Source organism: Streptomyces sp. NPDC091282 (genome assembly GCF_044757385.1).
Lineage (GTDB): Bacteria > Actinomycetota > Actinomycetes > Streptomycetales > Streptomycetaceae > Streptomyces > Streptomyces gramineus.
The window spans coordinates 479,519-492,607 of the sequence record NZ_JBIVUX010000003.1 but is presented as its reverse complement, the minus strand read 5'-3'; the positions used below and the strand labels follow the sequence as shown (position 1 = coordinate 492,607).

Sequence of the window (13,089 nt, the reverse complement as noted above, 5' to 3'; positions counted from 1 at the left end):
GTATGCCCCACGTATCAGCGAGATCCCGGACAGCGCCCTTCGGTCCCCCGCCGCGCGAGGAGGTCCCGTGCAAGGGGTGCTGAGCGGCTTCGCGGTCATCGCGATCGTCATCGGGGTGGGATACGTCCTCGGCCGCGGCGGCCACCTCGGGGTCAACGGCCGCGAGGTGCTCACCAAGCTGGCCTTCCACGTCGCCTCGCCCGCCCTGCTGTTCACCACCCTCGCCAGGGCCGACCTGGCGGTGGTCTTCTCCAGCCGCCTCCTGGTGACGGCCCTGTCCACGGCAGCGGCGGCGGGCGCGTTCGTGGCGGTGGGCGTCGTACGGCGCTGGGGCGTGGGCCGCACCACGATCGGCGCGCTGAGCTCCAGCTACGTCAACTCCGGGAACCTCGGCATCCCGATCGCCGTGTACGTGCTGGGCGACGCGTCGCTGGTGGCTCCGGTGCTGCTCTTCCAGGTGGTGATCCTGACCCCGGTCGCCCTGACGGTCCTCGACCTGTCGGGCATGGGCGAGAAGGGGCCCTGGTGGCGGCGGCTGCTGACCCCGCTCCGCAACCCGATAGCCGTCGGCTCCCTGGCCGGTGTCCTGGTCGCGGCGCTCGGCGTCCGCCTTCCCGGACCGGTGATGGACCCGCTGACCCTGATCGGGAACATGTCGGTCCCGGCGGTGCTGCTCGCCTTCGGCATCTCCCTGCACGGCAGCACCCCGCCCGGCCGGGGCCGCGACCGGCACCCGGTGTTCCTGTCCGTGGCGCTGAAGTCGGTGGGCCAGCCGCTGGTCGCCTGGGCCCTGGCGTCGGCGGTCTTCGGCCTGCGCGGAGCCCCGCTCCTGGACGTGACGGTGACCTCGGCCCTCCCGGCCGCCCAGAACCTCTACACCTACGCCAGCACCTACCGCGTGGGCGAGGAACTGGCCCGCGACTCGATCCTGCTCTCCACGGTGCTGGCGGTACCGGTACTGGTCCTCGTGGCGGCGCTGCTGGGGTGAGGAACCGTCAGCCGACGGGGAACTCGGCGGTGTCGATCGTGAGGCCGAAGGGCTCGGGCAGCTTGATGGGGTCGCCGAACTTCACCGCGCTGAGCACCCGGTAGACGTCTCCCTTGGGTTCGCCGTAGAGCGTGGCGGTGGGGCCGCCGGGGGCCCAGCGGTCGATCAGCAGGTACAGCGGGATGCCCGCGGTGGCGTAGGCGGCGGGCTTGCTGACACGGTCGTGCCGGGCGTTGGACTTGGAGGTGACCTCGACGACGAGTTCGGCGAGGGCGGCGGGGATGTGGGATTCCGCCTCGGGGTGCTCGGGCAGTTGGGTCACCACCAGATCCGGGATCAGCATGCCCAGCCGGGACGGCACGGAGATCGCCAGGGTCTGGAACACCTCCCACTCTTCCGGGATCACCGAGTAAAGGCGACGATGGACCCGGGCCGCGATCACGTTGTGGCGGACGGCGGGAGCAGGTGACACGGTGATGATCCCCTCGATGATCTCCACCTTGCTGCCCTCGGGCCATTCCATCTCCTCCCAGTACCGGACGAGCTCGTCCCAGTTCTGGTCGGGGTCCTGGCCCACGGTGAGTGCGCTCATGGCGGTCTCCTTCGGCTGCGTCACCAATCCCAGCATGCCGAACGGGACCGGTGGAGGTCCACCGGTCCCGTTCACTCGTACGAGGCGTGACACCAGCGGCCCGCGGCCGCGGGCCCAGGTCAGGCGATGCGTTCCCGCACGACCGGGGGCGCCGTGAACTCCGTGCCGGGCGCCGCGATGTCGTAGGAGCCCTCGACCGACTGGAGCGCGTACGCGAAGCGGTCCGGGGTGTCGGTGTGGAGGGTCAGCAGGGGCTGGCCCGCGGTGACCGTGTCGCCGGGCTTGGCGTGCAGCTCGACGCCCGCGCCCGCCTGCACCGGGTCCTCCTTGCGGGCACGGCCGGCGCCCAGGCGCCAGGCGGCGACGCCGATGTCGTAGGCGTCGAGACGGGTCAGGACGCCGGACGACGGCGCCTTGATCACGTGCTGCTCCTTCGCCACCGGGAGGACCGCGTCCGGGTCGCCGCCCTGGGCCGCGATCATCCGGCGCCAGACGTCCATCGCCGAGCCGTCGGCCAGCGCCTTCGCCGGGTCGGCGTCCTTGAGGCCGGCCGCGTCGAGCATCTCGCGGGCCAGGGCGAGGGTCAGCTCCACGACGTCGGACGGACCGCCGCCGGCCAGCACCTCGACGGACTCGCGGACCTCCAGGGCGTTGCCCGCGGTGAGGCCGAGGGGCGTGGACATGTCGGTGAGGAGCGCGACCGTCCGCACGCCGTGGTCGGTGCCGAGGCCGACCATGGTCGAGGCCAGCTCGCGGGCGTCCTCGATGGTCTTCATGAAGGCGCCGGTGCCGACCTTCACGTCCAGGACGAGCGAGCCGGTGCCCTCGGCGATCTTCTTGGACATGATCGAGGAGGCGATCAGCGGGATCGCCTCGACCGTGCCGGTGACGTCACGGAGCGCGTAGAGCTTCTTGTCGGCGGGGGCCAGGCCGTCGCCCGCCGCGCAGATCACCGCGCCGGTGGTGTCCAGGACGTCCAGCATCTCCTCGTTGGAGAGCAGGGCGCGCCAGCCGGGGATGGACTCCAGCTTGTCCAGGGTGCCGCCGGTGTGGCCGAGGCCGCGGCCGGAGAGCTGCGGGACGGCCGCGCCGCAGGCCGCGACGAGGGGGGCCAGCGGGAGGGTGATCTTGTCGCCGACGCCGCCGGTGGAGTGCTTGTCGGCGGTCGGGCGGGACAGCGAGGAGAAGTCCATGCGCTCGCCGGAGGCGATCATCGCCGCGGTCCAGCGGGCGATCTCGCGGCGGTTCATGCCGTTGAGGAGGATGGCCATCGCGAGCGACGACATCTGCTCGTCGGCGACCTCGCCGCGTGTGTACGCGTCGATGACCCAGTCGATCTGGTCGTCGCCGAGTTCACCGCGGTCCCGCTTGGTGCGGATGACGGAGATGGCGTCCATGGCCATGACGTTCCCTTCGATGCATTGCGAAGCCGTACGGCCCCTCCCGGCGAGGAGGGGCCGTACGGGAGTTACTTGGTGAGATGGTCCGGGCCGAAGGCCTGGGGCAGCATCTCGGAGAGCGGCAGGACGCCCGCCGGGGTGTCCAGCAGGAGGTCGGGGCCGCCGAACTCGTAGAGCAGCTGGCGGCACCGCCCGCACGGGACGAGCAGCCCGCCCGTGCCGTCCACGCAGGTGAAGTGGGTCAGCCGGCCGCCGCCGGTGCGCTGCAGCTCGGAGACCAGTCCGCACTCGGCGCACAGGCCGAGGCCGTAGGACGCGTTCTCCACGTTGCAGCCGGAGACCGTGCGGCCGTCGTCGACCAGGGCGGCGGCGCCGACCGGGAACCCGGAGTACGGGGCGTAGGCGTGGGACATGGCCGCCCGCGCCCCGGCCCGCAGGGTCTCCCAGTCGAAGCCGGCGGCGTCGGCCGTCACTTGCCCTGTCCCTTCCGGTACGGCAGGCCGTCCGCCTTCGGCATCCGCAGGGACTGCGCGGACAGCGAGAGCACCAGCAGGGTGACGAGGTACGGGGTCGCGGTCACCAGCTGGCGCGGGACCTCGTCGGTGGTCGCGTACCAGATGAACATCAGGACCGAGATGACGATCGTGATGACGGCCGGGACGTACTTCTTGCGCCAGGCGAGGTAGACCGCGCCGACCACCAGCAGGATCGCGAGCAGCAGGATCAGCGCGTGCACGTTGACCGTGCCGCCGCGCAGGTTGAGGCTGTCGGTGTAGCCGAACAGGCCCGCGCCGAGCGCCAGTCCGCCCGGCATCCAGTTGCCGAAGATCATCGCGGCGAGGCCGATGTAACCGCGGCCGGCCGTCTGGCCGTCCAGGTAGACGTTGGAGGCCACGATCGACAGGAAGGCGCCGCCGAGGCCGGCGAAGCCACCGCTGATGATCACCGCGATGTACTTGTACTTGTAGACGTTGACGCCGAGGGACTCGGCCGCGACCGGGTTCTCGCCGCAGGAGCGCAGGCGCAGGCCGAAGGCGGTGCGCCACAGCACCCACCAGGTGACCGGGACGAGGGCGACGGCGATGACCGTCAGCGGGGAGAGGTCGGTGAGCAGACCGCCGACCAGGCCGCCGATGTCCGAGATCAGGAACCAGTGCTTCTCGTTGAGCGTGTTCAGCCAGTCGGACAGGCCCGGGACGCTGAACGTGCCGAGCGAGTCGATCGGCGGGGACTGCTTGGAGGAGCCGCCGGGAGCGTCCTCGAAGGTGAACTTCGAGAGGTAGCGGGTGGCGCCCAGGGCGAGGATGTTCAGGGCCACACCGGAGACGATGTGGTTGACGTTGAAGGTGACGGTCGCGACGGCGTGCAGCAGGGCGCCGAGCGCGCCGCCGATGATGCCGAACAGGACGCCGGCCCAGGGACCCCACTGGTAGCCGGCCCAGGCACCGAACCAGGTGCCGAGGATCATCATGCCTTCGAGGCCGATGTTGACGACGCCCGCGCGCTCGGCCCACAGACCGCCGAGACCGGCGAGGCCGATCGGGACGGCCAGGCGCAGCGCGGTGGACATCTGGCCGGTCGAGGTGATGCCGTCGGCGCCGGTGATCAGGCGGACGGCCGAGGTGAGGATCAGTACGCCGGCGATGACCAGCAGGAGTACCGGGAGCGACATTCGGCGGCCGCCCTTGCCGGGCTGCTTCGCCTGCGGCTTGGCGATGGTCGCGGTGGACATCAGGCCGCCACCTCCTTCTTGGTGTTCTGGGCGGCGGCCGCGGCGAGCTCCGCGCCGACCTGGCGCTGCTGGCGGCGCAGGCCCCACTGGCGTACGGCTTCGTAGGAGATGACCACGGAGAAGACGATCAGGCCCTGCATGATCGTGGCGATCTCCTTCTCGTACGCCACCGGGGTCGCGTAGTCGAGGGCGGGCGAGGCCTTGTCGAGGAAGGCCCACAGCAGGGCGGCGAAGGCGATGCCGCCGGGGTTGTTGCGGCCGAGCAGGGCGATGCCGATGGCGGTGAAGCCGAGGCCGGCCGGGAAGCTCAGGCTGTAGGTGTGGGTGTCGCCGAGCAGCAGCGGCAGGCCCGCGAGGCCGGAGACCGCGCCGGAGATCAGCATGGAGATCAGGACCATGCGCTTGGCGTCGACGCCGGAGGCGGCCGCGGCGGACTCGGAGGCGCCGGTGGCGCGCAGGTCGAAGCCGAAGCGGGTGCGGTTGAGGACCACCCAGTAGGCGATGCCGAGGGCGATGGCGACGAAGACCATGCCGTAGATCTCGCCGACGTCCGAGCCCAGGTCGATGCCGGGGAACCAGCCGGACTTCTTCATGTCGCCGGTCGTCATGTTGTTGCCGACCTGCACGCCCCACACGTTGGCGAGGGTGACGTAGCCGATGACGCTGGTGGCGATGGCGTTCAGCATGATCGTGGCGACGACCTCGCTGACCCCTCGGGTGACCTTGAGGACGCCCGCGATGCCGGCCCAGAAGGCGCCGGTGAACATGGCGACCAGGAGCAGCACCGGGATCTGCAGGAAGGCGGGGAGACCGATGTGGGCGCCGACCACGGCCGTCATCACGGCGGCGAGGCGGTACTGGCCGTCGACGCCGATGTTGAAGAGGTTCATCCGGAAGCCGAGGGCGACCGCGATGGCCGCGATGTAGTACATCGCCGCCTGGTTGACGATCAGCACCTGGATGTCCGAGTACGGCAGCTGCTGGAGCATCAGGGAGTACGGCTCGAACGGGTTGCGGTTCGAGGCGAGCAGCACGATCGACGTCAGCGCGATCGCGAGGACGAGCGCGATGACCGGGCCGGCCAGCGCGAGGAGCACCCGCTCCTTGTCGAACTTCTTCATCGGGCCTCGTCCTCCGGACCAGCGGCGCCCTCGTGTGCTTCCGGGGCGGTGTCTACGTGTTCCAGGTGACCGGACGCGGCGCCGGTCATGGCGGAGCCCAGCTCCTCCGGGGTGATGGTGGCCGGGTCGGCGTCGGCGACGAGCTTTCCGTCGAAGATCACCCGCAGGGTGTCCGACAGGCCGATCAGCTCGTCGAGGTCGGCGGAGATCAGCAGCACGGCCAGGCCCTCACGGCGGGCCTCCCGGATGCGGTCCCAGATCTGCGCCTGCGCGCCGACGTCCACACCGCGGGTGGGGTGGGCGGCGATCAGGAACTTCGGGTGGTGGCTCATCTCGCGGCCGACGATCAGCTTCTGCTGGTTGCCGCCGGAGAGGGAGGCGGCGGTGACGTCGATGCCGGGGGTGCGGACGTCGTACTCCTCGACGATCCGGCGGGTGTCGGCCTGGGCGCCCTTGATGTCCAGCCAGAAGCCCTTGGCGTTGGGCTTCTCGGTGACGTGGCCGAGGATGCGGTTCTCCCAGAGCGGCGACTCCAGGAGCAGGCCCTGGCGGTGCCGGTCCTCGGGGATGTACCCGACGCCCTGCCGGCGGCGCTTGCGGGTGGCCCACGGGGTGATGTCCTCGCCGAGGAACTCGATCGTGCCCGAGTCGGCGTTGCGGGTGCCGATCAGCGCGTCGATCAGCTCGGTCTGGCCGTTGCCCTCGACTCCGGCGATGCCCATGACCTCGCCGGCGTGGATGGTGAAGGTGACGTCGTCCAGGACCCGCTTGGCCGCGCCGGCGGTGCCGGCCTCGGTGAGGACGTCGGCGCCGGCCGTGGCGCCGGACGAGCCGGGGGTCGCGGTCTCGGGCTGCGCGCCGAGTTCGCCGAGGGAGGCGCCGGCGGCGTAGACGGTGAGGCCGCGGACGGTGATGACCGGCCGGTCGGTGACCGTGGACTCGGCGGTCTCCGGGGTGGGCAGCTCGCTGCCGACCATCAGTTCGGCGAGCTGGCGCGGGGTGGTCTCGGAGGGGACCGCGGTCCCGACCGTCGTACCGCGGCGGATGACGGTGATGTCGTCGGCCACCGACAGCACCTCGCCGAGCTTGTGCGAGATGAAGATGACCGACAGGCCCTCGGACTTCAGCTCCCGCAGGTTGTCGAAGAGCGCGTCGACCTCCTGCGGGACGAGGACGGCGGTGGGCTCGTCGAGGATCAGGGTCCTGGCACCGCGGTAGAGGACCTTGAGGATCTCCACGCGCTGGCGGTCGGCGACGCCGAGGTCCTCGACCAGGGCGTCGGGGCGGATGCCGAGGCCGTACCGGTCGGAGATCTCGCGGATCTTCTTGCGGGCGTTGCCGCCGATGCCGTACAGCTTCTCGCTGCCGAGGACCACGTTCTCGAGGACGGTCAGGTTGTCGGCGAGCATGAAGTGCTGGTGGACCATGCCGATGCCGCGCGCGATGGCGTCGGCCGGGGACGAGAAGGTGACCTGCTCGCCGTCGACGGTGATGGTGCCCTCGTCCGGCTTCTGCATGCCGTAGAGGATCTTCATCAGGGTCGACTTGCCGGCGCCGTTCTCACCGACCAGGGCATGGACGGTGCCCTTGCGGACGGACAGGTGGATGTCGTGGTTGGCCACGACTCCGGGGAATCGCTTGGTGATCCCCGCCAGCTCGACCGCGGCTGTCGTCTCTGCGGTGAGCGGAGGGCTGCTGGACGCGTCGATGGCGCACTCTCCTCGGGAACGGGGCCATCTACGCGCGTAGCGCCCCTGCTTTAAATAGTGCCCGGACCTGACCGAGCTTTTTTGACTCTCGATCCGTTCCGAGCATTCTGCCGCGCGAACGAGGGACTTCCCGCCGCAGCCCGTAGGGATCCGGGTCTACGGCAGGGGCACGGGAGGAAGATCCTGCCCGCACCCCGTTCCGTGGCCGTAACGCTGCCATTACAGCGTCTTTTTGGCCATGCCTACGGCATGATCATGACCGTCGGGTCAGGAGGTCTTGACCACGATCGAGCCGTCCTTGATGCCCGCCTCGGCCTTCTTGAGCGCGGCCTGGATGGCGGCGTTGTTCTTGAAGACCGGGTTGGAGTCGGCCAGGCCGACGCCGCCGTTGTCCAGCGCGCCGCGGACGACGCCCGACAGCGGCTTCTTGTCCTTGATGACGGACTTGGCGAGGTCGTACACCGCACCCTCGACGTTCTTCAGGGCCGAGGTCAGGATGTACTTCTTGTACTGCGCCAGCGGGCTCTGGTTGTACTGGTCGGAGTCCACGCCGATGGCCCACACCTTGTGGCCGGCGGCGGACTTGATGACACCCTGGCCGGACAGACCGGCGGCGGCGTAGAGCACGTCGGCGCCGGCGCTGATCTGGCCATCGGCGGCGGCCTCGCCCTTGTCGGGGCTGGAGAAGCCGCCCTCCTGGGCCGTCTGGGTCAGGTACTGCGACTCGACCTTGATCTTCGGGTTCACCGACTGGGCGCCCTGGACGAAGCCCGCCTGGAACTTGTGGATCAGCGGGACGTCCACGCCGCCGATGAAGCCGATGTGGTTCTTCTTGGTCACCTTGGCCGCGGCGACGCCGGCCAGGTACGAGGACTCCTCCTCGTGGAAGACCATGTCGGCGACGTTGGACGCCTGGGTCTTGTCGTCGTCGATGATGCCGAAGGAGACCTTCGGGAACTTCGCCGCGGCCTCCTTGACGGCCGGGGCGTAGGCGAAGCCGACGCCGATGACCGGGTTGTAGCCGGAGCGGGCCAGCGTCTCCAGGCGCTGCACCTTGTCCGCGTCGGACTCGCCGTCCTGGGGCTCCACGTCCCGGCCGCCGACGCCGAAGTCCTTCTCGGCCTTCTGGAAGCCGGCGTAGGCGGCATCATTGAAGGACTGGTCACCCTTGCCGCCGACGTCGTAGGCGAGACCGACGCCCTTGGACTTGGCGCTGCCGCCGGTGGACTCGGTGGACGAGCCGCCACAGGCGGAGACGGTGACGGCAAGAGCTGCGGTTGCAACGCCTGCAACCGCTATACGGGACACCCGGCGCATGGAACGAGACTCCTTCGTGCAAGCGCCCATTCCAGGCGCTGGTTCCGCCGCAGCGTAACGCGCGTAGACATATCAGAGAACCCCAAATTGCCAGAGCGTTATGCGACCGTTTTGAACCTTCGCCACCGCACGCACCCGTGTCATGTACCAGTCCAACGCGGACGGAAGATCCGCCCACGGAGGGATCTTTCACCGGAGGTCCTGCGGCAGGATCGATGATCGAAACAAGCATTTCCGCAGGCAGACCACCTGCGGAAGCCTTTTGGATCCTTGGGGAGGATCATGAAACTGCGTAAGCTCGCGGCCGCTTCGGCGGGTGTCGGAATCGTGCTGTCCGCCGCCGTGGTGGGGGTGGCGACGCCCGCGATGGCGTCGACGAACTGCAGCACCTGGACGTCCGCGGACCGGGCGACCGGCTACGGCAAGTGCACCGGGGGAGACACCCGCTTCGACACGCACCGGGTCAAGGTCGTCTGCATCGGCCCGACCGGCAATACCTTCAACGTCTACGGCAAGTGGGTCAACACCCGCGACGGCGAGACCTCCAAGGGTGTCTGCACCACGGACACCAAGAAGTCCGGCGTCGAGGTGTACAAGATGAGCGTCGAGACGGACCGGCTCTGACCTTCGGGTACCGGTGAACGCGTGAGGCCCGGCCGGGACGTCCCGGCCGGGCCTCACGCCGTACTCAGGCGGTGCTCACTTGGTGTTGACGGTGACCTTGCCGTCGATGATGTCCTGCTTGGCCTTGTCGACGGCCGCGACGACCTTGGTCATGGCCTTGTACTTCGGGTTGGTGTCCGCGAAGCCGACGCCGCCGGTCTTGAGGGTGCCGTTGACGACACCGGCCTCGGGCTTGCCCTCGTGGACCGACTTCACCAGGTCGTAGACCGCGCCGCCGACGTTCTTCAGTGCCGAGCCGAGGATGTAGTCCTTGTACTTGGCGAGCGCGTCCTGCGCGTACTGGTCCGAGTCGACGCCGATCGCCCACACCTTGGCGGTGGCGGCGGCCTCGATCACGCCCTGACCGGAGAGGCCGGCCGCGTGGTAGATGACGTCGGCGCCGGCGTCGATCTGCCCCTGCGCGGCGGCCTTGCCCTTGTCGGGGCTGGAGAAGCCGCCCTCCTGGGCCGTCTGGGTCAGGTACTGCGACTCGATCTTGATCTTCGGGTTGACCGACTTGGCGCCCTGGTCGAAACCGGCCTCGAAGGTGTGGATGAGCGGGACGTCGACGCCGCCGATGAAGCCGATGTGGTCCTTCTTGGTGGCGGACGCCGCGGCGACGCCGGCGAGGTACGAGGACTGCTCCGCCGCGAACACCATGTCCACGACGTTGTCGGCCTTCACCTCGTTGTCGTCGATGACGCCGAAGGTGATCTTCGGGTACTTGGCGGCGACTTCCTTGACCGCGGGGGCGTACACGAAGCCGACGCCGATGATCGGGTTGTAGCCGGCCTTGGCGAGTTCGTCGAGGCGCTGGATCTTGTCGGCGTCGGTCTCGTTGTCGGCGGGCTCGATGTCCCGGCCGCCTATGCCGAAGTCCTTCTCCGCCTTCTGGAAACCGGAGTACGCGGCGTCGTTGAAGGACTGGTCGCCCTTGCCGCCGATGTCGTACGCGAGACCGATGCCCTTGCCGTTGTACTTGCCGGACGAGCTGGTGTCGCCGGCACTGTCCGAGCTGGACTTGCCGCACCCGGCGGCCGCGAGGGCGATGACGGCAACGGTCACCGCAGTCTGGGAGAACCGAGTCCTCCGACCCGAGATATGACGCACAGCAAGCACCCCTTCGTCCCCACGGCACCGTCACCGGCCCGCTTGCCCAACCGTCCACCCACGGTGGCGATTTCGGCGCACAGTAACGCGCGTAGAAGGGAAGGGGAACGGGGTTTCTCCTGGCCGTTATCGAACCGTGCCGACCCCGGGTTACAAGAAGAGATCATCGGTTACGCCGGGGTGACACAAGGGGACGAAGGGGTGCCGATCGGGCACCCTCCTCCTCCAGGGCGGAGCGGCCGTTCCGCGGCGGCCCGGTGGGGCGTGCGTCGACGGGGCGCCGGTCCGGCGGATCGCGTCGACGAGGGCGCCGGTCTAGCGGGTCGCGTCGATGAGGGCGGCGGCCGTGAACAGCTCGACCCCGACGGTGATCGCGTGCTCGTCGGCGTCGAAGTCGCCCTGGTGCAGGTCGCGTACGGTCCGCTCGCCCGGCGTGCGCACCCCGAGCCGCGCCAGCGCGCCCGGCACCCGCTCCAGGTACCAGGAGAAGTCCTCGCCGCCGAGGCTCTGCTCGGTGGTCTCGATCGAGTCGGTGCCGCGCCGGGCGGTCATCGCGTCCCGGAGCAGTTCGGTGACGACCGCGTCGTTGACGACCGGCGGCACCCCGCGCACGTAGTTGATCTCCGACTTGGCCCGGTGCAGGGTGGCGACCTCGTCGATCGCCGCGTGCACCACGTCCGGCGCCTGCCGCCAGGCGGCCAGGTCCAGGCACCGCACGGTCCCGGAGAGCTCGGCGTGCTGCGGGATGACGTTGGGCGCGTGCCCGGACTCGATCCGGCCCCAGGTCACGGCGAGCCCGCTGCGGCTGTCCACGCGCCGCGCGATGAGCGCAGGCACGTCGACGGCGACCCGGGCGGCCGCGGTGACCATGTCGGTGGTGAGGTGCGGCCGCGCGGTGTGCCCGCCGGGCCCGTCCAGCGCCACCTCGATGCGGTCGCAGGCGCTGGTGATGGCGCCGGTGCGCAGCCCGATCCGCCCCGCGTCCACGCGCGGGTCGCAGTGCACGGCGATGATCCGGCCCACGCCGTCCAGCACGCCGGACTCGATGGCGTCGGCGGCACCGCCGGGCAGCACCTCCTCGGCGGGCTGGAAGAGCAGCCGTACCGGCCGCGGCAGCAGCCCCCGCTCGTGCAGCTCGGCGAGGACGAGCCCGGCGCCCAGCACCACGGCGGTGTGCACGTCGTGGCCGCAGGCGTGCGCCCGGTCCGGCACGGTGGAGCGGTAGGCGCACTCGGTCTTCATGTCCGGGATGGGCAGCGCGTCGATGTCGGCGCGCAGGGCGAGCACGGGCAGCCCGTCGGCCTCGGGCCCGATGTCACAGACGAGCCCGGTTCCCATGGCGAGCACCCGGGGCCGCAGACCGGCCTTTTCCAGCCGTTCCTTGATCGCGGCGGTGGTGCGGAACTCCTGGTTGCCCAGCTCGGGATGCATGTGCAGGTCGCGGCGGAAGGCTACGAGTTCGGCGTGCAGTTCCGCACTGAGCACACCGGGGAGCACATCCCCTGGGAGGTCGGCCTCGGTCTCTAGGGACATCAATTGGTTCACCCTCTGAAGGGTAGGACGCCCGAGGGGTCAACTGCCCCGAGATCAACAAAAGTTCAGCCCGTTAGGGGGAGAAAATCTGACCGCGATGGCATGACCTCGGACGTGGCTGGGTAAAACCTATGTTTCCTCTTCCACGGATACCACGCCTGACGGCAATCACGCCGTTTCTGTCCACCGTCCGGGACGGGCACCGGGCCGCGGCGGCCACTTCGGTACGCCCGGCCACGCCTGGCCGGTAGCGTGCGCGAGCGTGACCGACTCGGAGACGACCGACTTCATAGAAACCACCCGTACGTCCTACGACGCGATCGCCAAGGACTACTCCGCCGCGTACCCGGGCCTCCCGGAACGACCCGTGGACATGTCGCTGGTCGGCGCGTTCGCCCAGCTGGTCAGGGCGAACGGCGCCGCCCCCGTGGCCGACCTGGGCAGCGGCCCCGGCCACATCACCGCCCACCTGCACGAACTGGGGGTCCCGGCCTTCGGCGTCGACCTCTCCCCCGCCATGGTCTCGCTGGCCCGCGAGGCGTATCCGGCGCTGCGCTTCCACCGGGGGTCGATGACGTCCCTGGACCTGCCGGACGGGACGCTCGGCGGCATCCTCGCCCTCTACTCGATCATCCACGTGCCGGACGCCCACCTCCCGGCGACCTTCGCCGGCTTCCACCGCGCCCTGGTCCCCGGCGGCCATGTCCTGCTGGCGTTCCAGAAGAGCGAGCGGCCCGGCCTCCACCTCACCGAACGCTTCGGCCACCGCATCGACCTGCACTACCACTGGCGCCCGGCGTACGTGGTGAGCGACATGCTCGTCAAGGCGGGCCTGGAGGTGACGGCCACCCTGATCCGCGAACCGCAGGACGAGGAGAAATGGCCCCGCGCCTTCGTCCTGGCCCGCAAGCCGGGGTGAGGGGG

At 69.9% G+C, this 13,089-nt stretch carries 12 protein-coding genes; 3 read left to right on the top strand and 9 right to left on the bottom strand.

From position 1 onward, the window contains the following. Positions 1–67: 67 nt before the first annotated feature. Positions 68–988, top strand: coding sequence for an AEC family transporter (locus ACIQOE_RS16135; protein WP_351318540.1), 921 nt, complete (start codon positions 68–70; stop codon positions 986–988). A gap of 7 nt (positions 989–995) precedes the next feature. On the opposite strand, the gene ACIQOE_RS16130 is transcribed toward ACIQOE_RS16135, so the two are convergent. From ACIQOE_RS16130 to ACIQOE_RS16100, 7 genes are all read right to left on the bottom strand, one after another. Beyond that, positions 996–1,580, bottom strand: coding sequence for a Uma2 family endonuclease (locus ACIQOE_RS16130; RefSeq protein ID WP_399012368.1), 585 nt, complete (start codon positions 1,578–1,580; stop codon positions 996–998). A gap of 119 nt (positions 1,581–1,699) precedes the next feature. After that, positions 1,700–2,977 carry a thymidine phosphorylase gene (locus ACIQOE_RS16125; RefSeq protein WP_362640245.1) on the bottom strand — a complete coding sequence of 426 codons (1,278 nt, stop codon included), beginning with the start codon at positions 2,975–2,977 and terminating at the stop codon, positions 1,700–1,702. 71 nt (positions 2,978–3,048) lie between these two features. Continuing rightward, positions 3,049–3,453 carry a cytidine deaminase gene (locus ACIQOE_RS16120; protein WP_351318536.1) on the bottom strand — a complete coding sequence of 135 codons (405 nt, stop codon included), beginning with the start codon at positions 3,451–3,453 and terminating at the stop codon, positions 3,049–3,051. Next, entirely contained in the window at positions 3,450–4,712 is a 1,263-nt protein-coding gene (locus ACIQOE_RS16115) for an ABC transporter permease (RefSeq protein WP_401411996.1), read from the bottom strand. Before ACIQOE_RS16115 ends, ACIQOE_RS16120 begins: the two co-directional genes overlap by 4 nt. Beyond that, a complete protein-coding gene (locus ACIQOE_RS16110) occupies positions 4,712–5,833 on the bottom strand; it encodes an ABC transporter permease (RefSeq protein ID WP_351318532.1) in 1,122 nt (373 codons plus the stop codon). The genes ACIQOE_RS16115 and ACIQOE_RS16110 overlap by 1 nt, the downstream gene beginning before the upstream one ends. Next, a complete protein-coding gene (locus ACIQOE_RS16105) occupies positions 5,830–7,542 on the bottom strand; it encodes an ABC transporter ATP-binding protein (RefSeq protein ID WP_401412532.1) in 1,713 nt (570 codons plus the stop codon). Before ACIQOE_RS16105 ends, ACIQOE_RS16110 begins: the two co-directional genes overlap by 4 nt. A gap of 267 nt (positions 7,543–7,809) precedes the next feature. Next, a complete protein-coding gene (locus ACIQOE_RS16100) occupies positions 7,810–8,859 on the bottom strand; it encodes a BMP family protein (protein WP_401411994.1) in 1,050 nt (349 codons plus the stop codon). 282 nt (positions 8,860–9,141) lie between these two features. Here ACIQOE_RS16100 and ACIQOE_RS16095 point away from each other — a divergent pair, with 282 nt between their 5' ends. Continuing rightward, complete coding sequence (locus ACIQOE_RS16095) at positions 9,142–9,483, top strand: hypothetical protein (RefSeq protein ID WP_365554577.1); 342 nt, start codon at positions 9,142–9,144, stop codon at positions 9,481–9,483. Positions 9,484–9,558: 75 nt separating this feature from the next. Here ACIQOE_RS16095 and ACIQOE_RS16090 read toward each other — a convergent pair whose 3' ends face one another. Further along, positions 9,559–10,587, bottom strand: a complete 1,029-nt coding sequence (locus tag ACIQOE_RS16090; protein ID WP_365554580.1) for a BMP family ABC transporter substrate-binding protein — start codon at positions 10,585–10,587, stop codon at positions 9,559–9,561. 360 nt (positions 10,588–10,947) lie between these two features. After that, positions 10,948–12,165 (bottom strand): M20 family metallopeptidase, encoded by a 1,218-nt coding sequence (locus tag ACIQOE_RS16085; RefSeq protein ID WP_351318998.1) that lies wholly within the window; start codon positions 12,163–12,165, stop codon positions 10,948–10,950. A gap of 262 nt (positions 12,166–12,427) precedes the next feature. Here ACIQOE_RS16085 and ACIQOE_RS16080 point away from each other — a divergent pair, with 262 nt between their 5' ends. After that, a complete protein-coding gene (locus ACIQOE_RS16080; RefSeq protein WP_351318526.1) occupies positions 12,428–13,084 on the top strand; it encodes a class I SAM-dependent methyltransferase in 657 nt (218 codons plus the stop codon). The last annotated feature ends 5 nt before the right edge of the window (positions 13,085–13,089 follow it).